Origin of the sequence: Janthinobacterium psychrotolerans (genome assembly GCF_001677885.1) — a bacterium.
Taxonomy (GTDB): Bacteria; Pseudomonadota; Gammaproteobacteria; order Burkholderiales; family Burkholderiaceae_D; genus Janthinobacterium; species Janthinobacterium psychrotolerans.
This window is the reverse complement of the sequence record NZ_LOCQ01000056.1, coordinates 112,454-125,858: the sequence shown is the minus strand read 5'-3', so window position 1 is coordinate 125,858 and position 13,405 is coordinate 112,454. Positions and strand designations below refer to the sequence as shown.

At 62.2% G+C, this 13,405-nt stretch carries 13 protein-coding genes; 5 read left to right on the top strand and 8 right to left on the bottom strand.

Annotated features, from left to right (window positions below; all coding sequences use genetic code 11):
- The first annotated feature begins 75 nt into the window (after nt 1-75).
- From ASR47_RS14625 to ASR47_RS14610, 4 genes are all read left to right on the top strand, one after another.
- Complete coding sequence (locus ASR47_RS14625) at nt 76-1,674, top strand: ABC-F family ATPase (protein ID WP_065308515.1); 1,599 nt, start codon at nt 76-78, stop codon at nt 1,672-1,674.
- Between the two features lie 111 nt (nt 1,675-1,785).
- Entirely contained in the window at nt 1,786-2,919 is a 1,134-nt protein-coding gene (gene nadA / locus ASR47_RS14620; RefSeq protein WP_065308514.1) for a quinolinate synthase NadA, read from the top strand.
- Nucleotides 2,916-3,782, top strand: coding sequence for a carboxylating nicotinate-nucleotide diphosphorylase (gene nadC / locus ASR47_RS14615; protein WP_065308513.1), 867 nt, complete (start codon nt 2,916-2,918; stop codon nt 3,780-3,782). Before nadA ends, nadC begins: the two co-directional genes overlap by 4 nt.
- Nucleotides 3,782-4,543, top strand: coding sequence for a substrate-binding periplasmic protein (locus tag ASR47_RS14610; protein ID WP_150127811.1), 762 nt, complete (start codon nt 3,782-3,784; stop codon nt 4,541-4,543). The genes nadC and ASR47_RS14610 overlap by 1 nt, the downstream gene beginning before the upstream one ends.
- 3 nt (nt 4,544-4,546) lie before the next feature.
- On the opposite strand, the gene ypfJ is transcribed toward ASR47_RS14610, so the two are convergent.
- The gene (gene ypfJ / locus ASR47_RS14605; protein ID WP_065308511.1) at nt 4,547-5,440 is read right to left on the bottom strand and encodes a KPN_02809 family neutral zinc metallopeptidase; all 894 of its coding nucleotides are present in this window, start codon (nt 5,438-5,440) and stop codon (nt 4,547-4,549) included.
- 112 nt (nt 5,441-5,552) lie between these two features.
- Nucleotides 5,553-8,075, bottom strand: coding sequence for an excinuclease ABC subunit UvrA (locus ASR47_RS14600; protein ID WP_065308510.1), 2,523 nt, complete (start codon nt 8,073-8,075; stop codon nt 5,553-5,555).
- A gap of 102 nt (nt 8,076-8,177) precedes the next feature.
- Between ASR47_RS14600 and ASR47_RS14595 the strand changes: the two genes are divergently transcribed.
- Nucleotides 8,178-8,525: a nuclear transport factor 2 family protein gene (locus ASR47_RS14595; RefSeq protein ID WP_065308509.1), complete on the top strand. Its 348-nt coding sequence runs from the start codon at nt 8,178-8,180 to the stop codon at nt 8,523-8,525.
- Nucleotides 8,526-8,660: 135 nt separating this feature from the next.
- Here ASR47_RS14595 and ASR47_RS14590 read toward each other — a convergent pair whose 3' ends face one another.
- From ASR47_RS14590 to ASR47_RS14565, 6 genes are all read right to left on the bottom strand, one after another.
- A complete protein-coding gene (locus ASR47_RS14590; protein ID WP_065308508.1) occupies nt 8,661-9,437 on the bottom strand; it encodes a peptidylprolyl isomerase in 777 nt (258 codons plus the stop codon).
- An 89-nt stretch (nt 9,438-9,526) separates the two neighbouring features.
- Nucleotides 9,527-10,306: a peptidylprolyl isomerase gene (locus ASR47_RS14585; RefSeq protein ID WP_065308507.1), complete on the bottom strand. Its 780-nt coding sequence runs from the start codon at nt 10,304-10,306 to the stop codon at nt 9,527-9,529.
- A gap of 114 nt (nt 10,307-10,420) precedes the next feature.
- Complete coding sequence (locus tag ASR47_RS14580) at nt 10,421-10,738, bottom strand: BolA family protein (RefSeq protein WP_065308506.1); 318 nt, start codon at nt 10,736-10,738, stop codon at nt 10,421-10,423.
- Nucleotides 10,735-11,364, bottom strand: a complete 630-nt coding sequence (locus ASR47_RS14575; RefSeq protein ID WP_065308505.1) for a septation protein A — start codon at nt 11,362-11,364, stop codon at nt 10,735-10,737. The genes ASR47_RS14580 and ASR47_RS14575 overlap by 4 nt, the downstream gene beginning before the upstream one ends.
- A gap of 68 nt (nt 11,365-11,432) precedes the next feature.
- Nucleotides 11,433-11,831, bottom strand: a complete 399-nt coding sequence (gene msrB / locus ASR47_RS14570) for a peptide-methionine (R)-S-oxide reductase MsrB (protein ID WP_065308504.1) — start codon at nt 11,829-11,831, stop codon at nt 11,433-11,435.
- Between the two features lie 9 nt (nt 11,832-11,840).
- Nucleotides 11,841-13,319 (bottom strand): protein adenylyltransferase SelO, encoded by a 1,479-nt coding sequence (locus tag ASR47_RS14565; RefSeq protein WP_082988935.1) that lies wholly within the window; start codon nt 13,317-13,319, stop codon nt 11,841-11,843.
- Nucleotides 13,320-13,405: the final 86 nt, after the last annotated feature.

The window sequence follows — 13,405 nt, the reverse complement described above, 5'->3', positions numbered from 1 at the left end:
GCGGGTGGCAGGTGCTGTATAATGGAGGGAAAGTACCTAACACCCTGTTTTCACTGGATAAAGACCCGATACCACATGCTCAGTACAGCTAACATCACGATGCAGTTTGGCGCCAAGCCATTGTTTGAGAATATCTCCGTCAAGTTTGGCGACGGCAACCGCTATGGCCTGATTGGCGCCAACGGCTGCGGCAAGTCGACCTTCATGAAAATCCTTGGCGGCGACCTGGAACCGTCGGGCGGCAACGTCATGCTCGACACCAACGAGCGCCTCGGCAAATTGCGCCAGGACCAGTTCGCGTTCGAAGACATGCGCGTGCTCGACGTGGTGATGATGGGCCACACGGAAATGTGGGCCGCGATGCAGGAACGCGACGCAATCTACGCCAACCTCGAAGCGACCGACGAAGACTACATGAAGGCCGCCGAACTCGAAGGCAAGGTTTCGGAATACGACGGCTATACGGCCGAGTCGCGCGCCGGCGAACTGCTGCTGGGCGCCGGCGTGGCCATCGACCTGCACCAGGGCCCGATGAGCAATGTGTCGCCAGGCTGGAAGCTGCGCGTGCTGCTGGCGCAGGCACTGTTCTCGAACCCGGACATCCTGCTGCTCGACGAGCCGACCAACAATCTGGACATCAACACGATCCGCTGGCTCGAAGACGTGCTCAACGAGCGCAATTCCACCATGATCATCATTTCCCACGATCGCCACTTCCTGAACCAGGTCTGCACCCACGTGGCCGACATGGACTACGGCACCCTGAAGATCTATCCGGGCAACTACGACGAATACATGTTCGCCTCGACCCAGGCGCGCAACCAGCAACTGGCCAACAACGCGAAAGCCAAAGACAAGGTCGCCGAGCTGCAGGAATTCGTGCGCCGCTTCGCCGCCAACAAGTCGAAAGCCCGCCAGGCCACCTCGCGCGCCAAGCAGATCGAAAAGATCAAGGTCGACGACATCAAGCCGTCCTCGCGCGCCTACCCGTTCGTGCGTTTCGACGGCGAGAAAAAACTGCACCGCCTGGCGGTGGAAGTGGAAAACATCTCGAAAGCATTCGACCGCCAGTTGTTCAAGAATTTCTCGATCATGGTCGAAGCGGGCGAGCGCATCGCCATCATCGGCGCCAACGGCGCCGGCAAGACCACCATGCTGCGCTGTATCGCGGGCGACCTGGCCGGCTTGCAGCCTGACCAGGGCCGCGTCAAGTGGGCCGAGAACGCCAACGTCGGCTATATGCCGCAGGACCCGACCGAAGACTTCGCCAAGGATACCAACCTGACCGACTGGATCGGCCAGTGGACCAAGGAAGGCGACGACGACCAGGCCGTGCGTTCCATCCTGGGCCGCTTGCTGTTCGGCGGCGACGATGTGAAAAAAGCCGTCAAGGTGTTGTCCGGTGGTGAAAAAGGCCGCATGATGTACGGCAAGCTGATGCTGGGCCGCCACAACGTGCTGCTGCTCGACGAGCCGACCAACCACATGGACATGGAATCGATCGAGTCGCTCAACATCGCGCTGGAAAAATACGCCGGCACCCTGATTTTCGTCTCGCACGACCGCGAATTCGTGTCCTCGCTGGCGAACCGCATCATCGAGATCAAGGAAGACGGCATTGTCGATTACAGCGGCAATTACGAAGATTACCTGAAGAGCCAGGGTATTGATTAATTGGTTTTTTGGGTGGTTGTCGGATTACGCGCTGCGCGCTAATCCGACACCACCCCACATATCAACCAACGTCCCGCATGATTCCATCATCCCGACTTGTCTGACACAGCCATGCAAACTCTAGCCATCAAATCCGTCGAGTACGAACACCCGCAAGACGGCGCCAGCTGTACCGCCCATGCCTGGGCGCGCACGCCAGCGACGCCGTCGCCGTCCGAGAAAACCGAACTGATCGCCCGCATCAAGCGCCTGCTGGCCGAGCGCGAGGCGGTGCTGGTCGCCCACTATTATGTCGACGCCGACCTGCAGGACCTGGCCGAAGCGACCGGCGGCTGCGTCTCAGATTCGCTGGAAATGGCGCGCTTCGGACGCGACCATCCGGCAAAAACGCTGGTGGTGGCCGGCGTGCGTTTCATGGGCGAAACGGCGAAGATACTGAGCCCGGAAAAAACCGTGCTGATGCCCGACCTGGACGCCACCTGCTCGCTCGACCTCGGCTGCCCGGTCGATGAATTCACGGCCTTTTGCGACCAGCATCCCGACCGCACGGTGGTGGTGTATGCCAACACCAGCGCGGCCGTGAAAGCGCGCGCCGACTGGATGGTGACGTCCTCGATCGGCCTCGACATCGTCGCCCACCTGCATGCGCAGGGCAAGAAAATCCTGTGGGCGCCCGACAAGCACCTGGGCTCGTATATCCAGAAAGAAACCGGCGCCGACATGCTGCTGTGGCAGGGTAGCTGCCTGGTGCATGACGAGTTCAAGGGCATCGAACTGGACCTGCTCAAGCAAGAATATCCGCAGGCCAAGGTGCTGGTGCATCCGGAGTCGCCGGCCAACGTGGTGGCGCTGGCCGACATGGTGGGCTCGACCTCGCAGATGATCGCGGCGGCGCAAACCATGGATAGCGATACCTTTATCGTTGCCACCGACAACGGCATTTTGCACAAGATGCGCGCCGCCGCGCCGGGCAAGCGCTTTATCGAAGCGCCCACGGCCGGCAACAGCGCCACCTGCAAGAGCTGCGCGCACTGCCCGTGGATGGCCATGAACGGCTTGCGCAACCTGGCCGAGACCCTGGAAAACATGCACCACGAAATCCATGTCGACCCAGGCGTCGGCCAGCTGGCCGTGCGCTCGATTAACCGCATGCTCGACTTTGCCGCCGCCAGAAAGGCCGGCGTACAGCCAGGCGCCGACCTGGCCAAGGAAGCTCAACTGTTTCAAGGAATGGGTCCCGCATGAGTACTCTTGTCAATTCGTTTGCCCCGTTCGACGCCGCCCTGGCGCGCGCGTTTGAAGCCAACCTGCTGGCGGCCTTGCTGGAAGACGTCGGCCAGTGCGACCTGACGGGCGAGCTGGTGCCGCCCGACGACATCGTCAAGGCTCGCGTACTGGTGCGCGAAGCGGCGGTGCTGTGCGGCGCGCCATGGTTCGAAGGCGTCATGAAAAGCCTCGAGCGCGGCATCGCGATCGACTGGCATTACGCCGAAGGCGACATGATGGCCGCCGACAGCGTGGTGTGCACCATCATCGCGCCGGCGCGCGCCTTGCTCACGGCCGAACGCAGCGCGCTGAACTTCCTGCAACTGCTGTCGGCCGTGGCCACCGCCACGCGCCGCTACGTGGACGTGATTGCCGGCACCAGGGCGGCCATCCTGGACACGCGCAAGACCTTGCCCGGCCTGCGCCTGGCGCAAAAATACGCGGTGCGCGTCGGTGGCGGGCAGAATCAGCGCCTGGCCCTGTACGACGGCATCCTGATCAAGGAAAACCATATCGCCGCCGCCGGCGGCGTCAAGCAGGCGCTGGACAACGCGCGCACCTTGGACGCCGGCGTGCCGGTGCAGATCGAAGTGGAAACGCTGGCGCAATTGCAGGAAGCCTTGGCCGCCGGCGCCGTCTCGGTGTTGCTGGACAACTTCAGCAACGACATGCTGCGCGCAGCGGTGGCGGCCACTGGCGGCCGTGCACTGCTCGAAGCATCGGGCGGCGTCAGTTTTGACACCGTGCGTGCGATCGCCGAGACTGGCGTGGACCGCATCTCGATCGGCAGCCTGACCAAGGATATCCGGGCCACCGATTATTCCTTGCGCATCGTCGGCTGATGAAGCTGGCGGGCCGCCTGCCTGGACTGGCCCTGTGCTTGCTGGCCTTGGCCTTGCCCGTGCAGGCGCCAGCGCGTGAGCTGCTGGCCGTCGGCGCCCAGTTCGAGCGCGTGTTTGATTACCAGCCCAGTGGCGAATATGTGGGCCTGGGTGCCGAACTGGTACGTATCATGGCTGCGCGCACCGGCAATACGGTGCGCTTTCGCATGGTGCCGTGGGCGCGTGCGCAAGCGATGCTGGCGCAGGGCCAGGCCGATATCCTGATCGGCCCCTACAAGTCGCCCGAGCGTTTTTCCAGCATGGCGTTCTCGGAAAAACCATTCTATCAGGACCAGATCGTGTTCTATACGCGCCAGGACCCCGGCTTCAGCTGGGATGGCGACTACGCGACCCTGAAAAACCGGCGCCTGGTGATGCTCAATGGCTGGTCCTATGGCTCCGACCTGGAGCGGGCGCGGCCCACCTTGCAGGTCAGCGTGGCCAACAACGTGGAAAATGGCTTGAAGATGCTGGTGCACAACCACGTTGACCTGTTCGTGACAAACCGGCGCAATACCGAGCCCGTGGTGTTCCGGCTGAGCATGGAGCGCCAGGTCAGGATCTTGCCCCGCGTGCCAGAAACCCAGAACGGCTATTTTGCTTTTCCCCGTGCGCCCGAATTCGACCGGCTGCGCCTGCAGTTCGACCAGGAATTGAATACCCTGGTCGAGAGCGGCGAGTTGAAGCGCCTGGGCCGGCGCTTCGAGGTCACCGTTCCTTGAACCTTAGAGCTGCTTCGCTTCAAAGGTATTGCACTGCGAAATCCGGCCCGACTCGATGCCCTTGCTGAACCAGCGCACGCGCTGTTCCGAAGTGCCGTGGGTAAAGGAGTCGGGCACGACATGGCCTTGCGCCTGGCGCTGCAGCGCGTCGTCGCCAATCGCAGTGGCCGCCTTCAGCGCCGCTTCCACATCGCCCTGTTCCAGGATCTTGCGTTCGGCGTTGGCATGATAAGCCCACACGCCGGCAAAGCAGTCGGCCTGCAGCTCCAGGCGTACCGACATGGCGTTGGCCTGGCGTTCGGTGGCGGTGCGGCGTGCGTTGTCGACCTTTTCGGACAAGCCGAGCAGATTTTGCACGTGGTGGCCGACTTCATGCGCGATCACATAGGCCTGGGCAAATTCGCCCGACACCTTGAAGCGCTGCTGCATCAGCTTGAAGAAGTCCAGGTCCAGGTAGACCTTCTGGTCGCCGGGGCAGTAGAACGGGCCAGTGGCGCTCTGGCCGGTGCCACAGGCGGTCGGCGTGCTGCCGGCAAACAGCACCAGCTTGGGCCGCACATAGCTGCCGCCTTCGGCCTTGAACAGGGTGGTCCAGGTGTCTTCCGTATCGGCCAGCACGGTTTTCACGAAGCGCGCCATCTCGTCGTTCACCGGCGGCTGCCGGGTTTGCTGCGTCGGCGCCTGCGTCTGGGTGCTGACCTGGCCGCCACCGCCACTGAGCAGGTTGAGGATGGTCATCGGATTGACGCCCAATACCCAGCCGCCAACGAGCGCGATGACGATGGTGCCGATGCCGATCGAGCGCCCGCCGAAACCAAAGCCGCCACCGCCGCCGCCACCACCTTCGCCCCGGCGGTCTTCCACATTGTCGCTTTCGCGGTTGCCTTCCCATTTCATGATATCTGCTCCTGTTACCCTGATATTTGTTGATGCTACGCAAGATGCGCCAGCACGTTTTGTGATTTCAGGTTGATATTATCCCTGTAAATCCTGGTGGGCAGTGTTCCGCTCACGCCAGGGCTTTTGCCAGGTAGGGTGCGGTGCGGCTGGGCCTGGTTTTTGCCACCGCCGCTGGCGGCCCGCTGGCCACCACCCGGCCGCCATCGTCGCCGGCGCCGGGACCGATATCGATGACCCAGTCGCTGGCCGCCAGCACCCGCATATCGTGTTCGACAGCAATGACCGTGTTGCCGGCCGCCACCAGTGTGTCGAGCTGGGCCACGAGGCGGTCGATATCGGCCGGGTGCAGGCCGGTGGTCGGCTCGTCGAGGACATACAAGGTGTCGCCGCGCTGGGCGCGCTGCAGTTCGGTTGCCAGCTTCACGCGCTGCGCTTCGCCGCCCGACAGTTCGGTCGCCGACTGGCCCAGCCGCAAGTAACCGAGGCCGACTTCCTGCAGCACCGACAAGGGCCGCTCGAGCGCCGCTTCGCCGTCGAAAAACAGCAGCGCATCATCGACCGTCAAGCGCAGCACCTGGGCAATATCCTTGCCCCGGCAGGTGACCTTCAAGGTGTCGGCGTTGTAGCGCGCGCCATGGCAGGCGGGGCAGGGCGCGTAGACGCTGGGCAGGAACAGCAGCTCGACCATCACCTGTCCTTCGCCTTCGCAGGTGGCGCAGCGGCCCTTGCTGACGTTGAATGAAAAGCGGCCCGCATCGAAATGCCGCTTTTTCGCCGCCGGCGTGGCGGCGAACAGCTTGCGCACATGGTCGAACAACCCCGTATAAGTGGCCAGGTTGGAGCGCGGCGTGCGGCCGATCGGTTTCTGGTCGACCGTCACCAGGCGGCGTACGTGCTCCAGGCCGCTTGCAATGCGCCCACCGGTGGGCGCCACGGCCGGCGCCAGCGGCGAGTCGTCATCGGCTTCGGCGCTGACGGCCTGGCCCAGCTGCTTTGAAACCAGCTCCACCAGCGCCTGGCTGACGAGGGTCGATTTGCCTGAGCCGGACACGCCTGACACGCTGCACAGCACGCCCAGCGGAAACCGTGCATCGAGGCCATGCAGGTTGTTGCGCGTGACGCCTTCCACCGCCAGCCAGCCTGCCGGTTCACGTGGCGTCCTTTGTGGCGGCTTGCCTTCGTCAAACAGATAGCGCCGCGTCTGCGAAAGTTTCACCTCGCGTAGCCCTGCTGGCGGCCCGCTGTAGAGGATCTGGCCGCCATGTTCGCCCGCGTTTGGTCCCACGTCGACCAGCCAGTCGGCCTGCGTGATCACGTCCAGGTCATGCTCGACCACGAACAGCGAGTTGCCCGACGCTTTCAGGCGCGCCAGCGACCGCAGCAGTGCTTCGGTATCGGCCGGGTGCAGCCCTGCCGACGGCTCGTCGAGCACATACACCACGCCGAACAGGTTCGAGCGCACCTGCGTGGCCAGGCGCAGGCGCTGCAATTCACCGGGCGACAGCGTCGGCGTGCCCCGGTCCAGGCTCAGGTAGCCCAGACCCAGGTCCAGCAGCACTTCCAGGCGGCCCGCCAGGTCCTGCGCGATGCGCTGGGTGACAATCGCTTTTTCCGGATGGGCGCGGCTGTCGCGTATCTTCGCCTTGCCCGTTACATAAGGCGCGAACAGGGTGGCCAGGCTCGCCAGGCTCAGGCGCGACATGTCGGCGATATCGAGGCCGGCGAATGTGACCGACAGCGATACGCGGCGCAACCGCTTGCCTTCGCAGACAGGGCAGTCGGCGCCCAGCATGTACTGCGCCACGCGTTTTTTCATCTGCGCGCTGGGGCTGGTGGCAAAAGTCTGCAGCACGTATTTGCGTGCGCCGGTAAACGTGCCCATGTAGCTGGGCGGCAGCCTGGCTTTCAGCGCCGCTTTGGTTTCTTTCGCGTCCAGTCCCGCATACACGGGCACCACCGGCTGCTCGTCGGTAAACAATATCCAGTCGCGCACGGTTTGCGGCAAGTCGCGCCAGGGTGTGTCGACGTCATGGCCCAGGGTGGTCAGGATGTCGCGCAAGTTCTGGCCATGCCAGGCGGTGGGCCAGGCGGCGATCGCCCGCTCGCGGATGGTAAGGCTGTCATCGGGCACCATCGAGCGCTCGGTGACTTCGTAGACGCGGCCCAGGCCATGGCATTGCGGGCAGGCGCCTTCGGCCGTGTTCGGTGAAAACGATTCGGCATACAGCAGCGGCTGGTCCTTGGGATAATCGCCGGCGCGCGAATACAGCATGCGCAGCAGGTTCGACACAGTGGTGACGCTGCCCACCGACGAGCGCGTGGTCGGCGCGCCGCGCTGCTGCTGCAGGGCGACGGCCGGCGGCAGGCCGTCGATGCTGTCCACTTCCGGCACCGCCATCTGATGAAACAGCCGGCGCGCATAGGGCGACACGGATTCGAGGTAGCGCCGCTGCGCTTCCGCATACAAGGTGCCGAAGGCCAGCGAGGATTTGCCGGAACCGGACACGCCCGTAAACACCACCAGCGCATCGCGCGGGATATCGACATCGACATTCTTGAGGTTATGTTCGCGCGCGCCGCGCACGCTGACGTGGCCGGGCAGGGGGCCGGCGCTGGAGGTGGATCGTGACATGAAGGCTGGCCTCGTCATTGTAAAGAATCAGTGTGGCGGTCAATGCCAGGCTTGTCCGTTCCCCCGCGCACATTATAGAATCGCCATTCTTACAGGAGAACCATGAACCCTTCCACCCCCACTACTGTCGTGCAGGCCCAGCTCGACGCCTACAATGCCCACGATGTGGCCGCCCTGGTCGCCATCTATGCCGATGACGTGCGGCAGTTCCAGCATCCGGACACCCTGCTGGCGCAAGGCAGCGCGCAGATCGCCGAGCGCTTCACCAACCGCTTTGCCGCCAGCCGCCCACAGGCGCGGCTGCTCAACCGCATCGCCTGCGGCAAGCTGGTGATCGACCATGAGATCGTCACCAGCATCACGGCGCAGGGCACGCTGGAGCAGGAACTGGTGGCGACCTACGAGGTGGTCGACGGCCGCATCGCGCGGGCCTGGTTCAGCTTTGCATGATCGACATTTCGTCGGCGCCAACAACGGTGAAGCGGCGCGCCCCAACCGTAGGTCGGGTTAGCGCAGCGTAACCCGACAACATTGTTGACCAATAAAAAAGCGCTCCAAGGAGCGCTTTTTGCCAGCAGGTGCCAATTACTGCACTTTTGCCTTCTTCATCAGTTCGTCGCGGTAGGCGGCGAGTTTTTTCTGTTGAATCGATTCGGCGACCTGGCCCTTGACTTCTTCCAGCGATGGCAGCTTGGTCGGACGGGTTTCTTCCAGCTTGATCACGTGGAAGCCGAATTGCGATTGCACCGGCGTTTGCGTGACCTGGCCTGGCTTCAGGGCCACCAGGGCGTCGGCGAATGGCTTGACGTAGGAGTTCGGGCTAGCCCAGTCCAGGTCGCCGCCATTGGCAGCCGAGCCGTCTTTCGAGACCTTGGCCAGTTCTTCGAACTTGGCGCCGCCCTTGAGCTTGGCGATGATGTCTTTCGCTTCGGCTTCGGTGGCCACCAGGATATGGCGGGCATGGTATTCCTTGTCGCCGGCCTGCGCCTTGAACTTGTCGTATTCGGCCTTGATTTCAGCGTCCTTGACCGGGTTTTTCTTGATGTAGTCGGCCAGCAGGGCGTTGATGATGATGCTCTGGCGCGCGTTGTCGAGCTGTGCCTTGACTTCGGGACGGGTGCCATAGCCTTGCTTGTCGGCTTCCTGGATCAGCACTTCGCGGCCGATCAGGTCTTTCTTGATCGCTTCGCGCAGCTGCGGCGAATCGGCTTGCTTGCCCTGGGCGACAACCTGCTTGACGACCTGGTCGACGCGCGACACCGGAATGGCCTTGCCATTGACGGTGGCGACGTTTTGCGCGAAAGCTGGTGCGGCCGCTACGGCAACCAAAGCAAGAATCAGACGGGCTGGCTTCAAAATCATGTTTATTCCTATAAAAATACAATAACGATAGCTTGTTCAAACGCACAATACACGACCGGCGCCGAAAGGGGCGCCGGGGTGGTCAGTTCTTATTGAACTTTCGCTTTTTTGATCATCTCTTCCTGGTAAGCCTGCAGCTTTTTCTGCTGCAATGCTTCGGAGATCTGTGGCTTGACTTCTTCCAGGGTCGGCAGTTTTGCCGCGCGGGTGTCGTCCAGCTTGATCACGTGGAAACCGTTAGGCGTTTGCACCGGTGTGTCGGTGACCTGGCCTTTTTGCAGTTTCACGAAGGCGTCCGAGAACACTTTCGGGAACGACGAAGGCGCTGCCCAGTCCAGGTCGCCGCCGTTACCCGCCGAGCCCGCATCTTTCGATTGCTTGGCCAGGTCTTCGAACTTGGCGCCGCCCTTCAGCTTGGCGATGATGTCTTTCGCTTCGGCTTCGGTGCCGACCAGGATATGGCGCACATGGTATTCCTTGTCGCCGGTCTGGGCCACGAAACGGTCGTACTCGGCCTTGATGTCGGCGTCGCTGACGGGATTCTTTTTCAGGTAGTCGCCGACCAGGGCGTTGATGACGATGGCCTGGCGTGCGTTTTCGATTTGCTGTTTGACAGCGGCATCTTTACCGAAACCTTTGCTCTCCGCTTCCTGCATCAGCACTTCGCGGCCGATCAGGTCTTTCTTGATCGCTTCGCGCAGCTGCGGCGAATCGGGCTGCTGGCCTTGGGCGACGACTTGCTTGACGACTGCATCAACGCGCGACGTTGGGATAGCCTTGCCATTTACAACGGCAACATTTTGCGCAAAAACAGGTACAGCGGCTACGGCGAGTAGTGCGATCAGCAAGCGGGCTGGCTTAAAAGTCATTATTAAATCCTGTTAGGGAAAGTTTCGTAAAAAACGCATCAAAATTTTTTGTTTTATCGCGTTTGCTGCAGCGTCATGCCGGATCACCGGCCTACGCCAAAAACGCCATCCATATCATGCTTCGGACGGCGCCAATGCGACAATAGCCAATGCATGTATCTCATTATGCATCATATCGTGCACGGAATCATACACCAGACGATGGCGCATGACGAGCCTGAGCCCTTCAAATTTGCTGGAAATGATGCGCACATTGTAGTGGCCTCCGCCGGAGGCGGCGCCCGCATGGCCGCGGTGGCTGGCCGAGTCGTCTTCGAGCACGCATTCCACAGGGGAAAGCGCCGCTTCCAGGCGCGCGCGGATGCGCTCCATGCGCGTCGCCGGCGATGCATCGGCAGCGGCTGCCGTTGGCGTATTCAGTTCGGTACTCATGCGTCTTCCTTGATATGTTTGGACAGGAACAGGGTTTGCGCGACGATAAAGGCAAAGAAAATGCCGGTGGCGCCAAAGGCCTTGAAGCTGACCCAGGCCGCCATGTCACCCTTGTACAGCACGAAGGCAACAAACAGATTCAGTGCGCCGATGGCCCCAAAAAAGATGATCCACGCCGCCAGCAGCTGGTTCCACACGGCGTCGGGCAATTGCACCTGCGCTTCCATGGTCTTGCGGATCAGGTTTTTCTTGAAGCCCACGTGGGCGATCAAGAGGGCCAGGCCGGACAGCCAGTAGATGAGGGTCGGCTTCCATTTCAGGAAGAAGTCGTCATGCAGATAGATGCTGGCGCCGCCGAACACCACGAAGATGAACAGCGACAGCCACAGCATGCCGTCGACCTTGCGTCCGCGCAGCAACAGGTAGCTGACCTGGCAGGCGGTGGCGATGATGCCGACCAGGGTCGCCAGGATCCATGGCGCCTGTTCGGGCTGTATCATGCCGCCGGAAACAATGCCGGACAAATACTGCTGCACGAAGTCGTGCGTCGCTGTTTCATACATGCCGCCCAGTTTGAAGGCGGCAAAGAAGGCGATCAGCGGAAAGAGGTCGAAGAGAAATTTCATGGCGAGACTTTACTATGGTCAACTAAAAATCAGCTTAGGAATGGCTTAGACCGGGCCATTCCAGGGCTTCAAGGCTGCGGATCGAAGCGCAGCGAGGCGGAATTGATGCAATAGCGCAAGCCAGTGGGCGGCGGGCCGTCGGGAAACACGTGGCCCAGGTGGGCGTCGCAGACGGCGCAAACGATTTCCGTGCGCACCATGCCATGCGTGCGGTCGACGATTTCCTTCACGTTGGCCGGGTCCAGCGCCTGGAAGTAGCTGGGCCAGCCGCAGCCGGAATCGAACTTGGTGTCGGATGCAAACAGCGGCGTATTGCAGCATACGCAGGTATAGATGCCGTGTTCATGGTGATCCCAGAACTTGCCCGTGAAAGCGCGCTCGGTGGCCGCATGGCGGGTCACCTGGTATTGCATGGTGTCGAGCATGGCACGCCATTCGGCGTCGGTTTTTTGTACTTTATTGGTCATGGTGGCTCCTTAGGATGAGCAGCTTACTTCAAGATGGCTGGCCCAGTCGGGCGGCAGGGCCGCATAGTGCTGGTGTTCGGGCTGTTCGTCAAATGGCTTTTGCAAAACGTCGAGCAGTCTGGCCACTTCCGTATAGTCCTGCTGCTGCGCCTGGTCGATGGCGACCTGGGCCAGATAGTTGCGTAGCACGTATTTGGGGTTGACCTGGTCCATTGCAAGCTTGCGCGGCAGGTCGTCGCTGTGTTCGAGCAGCAGGCGCGCGCGGTATTGCGCAGCCCAGCCATCGAACGCGGGGCGGTCGATGAACATGTCGCGCAGCCCGGTGTCATGCTCGGGCGCGCCGACCTGCAGATTGCCCAGCGCGCGGAAGAAGTTGGTGAAGTCGACGTGGTTGGCCTGCATGACGGCAAACATGGCGTCGAACAGTTGTGTGTCCGCATCCTGCTCCGTGCGCAGGCCCAGCTTGGCGCGCAGCAATTCGTTCATTTTCGCGGCAAACGCCGGCTCGTAGCTGTCGAGCGCCGCCTGTGCCAGCGGCACTTCGCCAATCAAAGGCAGCAGCGCCTGGCCCAGCGCATAGCAGTTCCAGTGGCCCACCTGGGGCTGGTTCGCATACGAATAGCGGCCTTGGCTGTCGGTATGGTTGCAGATGTGTTCGGCGTCGAACGCTTCCATGAAACCGAACGGGCCATAGTCGAGCGTCAAACCCAGGATCGACATATTGTCGGTGTTCATCACGCCATGCATGAAGCCGACCGCCTGCCAGTGTGCGATCATGTGCGCCGTGCGCCGGCACACCTCGGCCAGCAGTGCCTGGTAGGGGTTGTCCTGCGCGCGCAGCCCGGCGTAAAAGTTGTCGATCACATAGTCGGCGAGGATTTTCAGTTGCTCGGGCTGCTTGCGCGAGAACCAGTGTTCGAACGAGCCAAAGCGCACGAAACTGGGCGCCATGCGGGTCACGACGGCGGCCGTTTCCACCGTTTCGCGCATGATGCCCTGGTGCGAGCCCATGATGGCCAACGCGCGCGAAGTGGGGATGGCCAGCGCGGCCATCGCTTCCGAACAGAGGAATTCGCGGATCGACGAGCGCAGCACGGCGCGCCCGTCGCCCATGCGCGAATACGGCGTGGCGCCGGCGCCTTTCAGCTGCAGTTCCATCGGGCCATTTTCCGTGGCGATATCGCCGAGCAAAATCGCGCGGCCGTCGCCGAGCTGGCCGGCCCACACGCCGAACTGGTGGCCGGAATACACGGCCGCCAGCGGCTGCGAGTGCGCGGCCACGGCATTGCCGCTCAACAGGTCGACAAAATCGGGCTCGGCCAGCCGTGCCGGGTCGAGCCCGACCAGGCTGGCGGCCGGCGCGCTGGCGGCGACAAAATACGGCGCCGGCAGCGGCGTCGGCATCAAACGCGTGTAAAACGCGGGCGGCAGGGCCGCGAAACCATTGTTCAGGGGGAGGGTGAGGGCGCTGATGGCAGTTCCAGTCATGTTGAGCTCGCAAGCCCGGCCGAGGGCCGAAACGGCGATTTTACCGCAGCACGTGGTTCTCTGCGGCGCACGGCAAAACGTCGGCG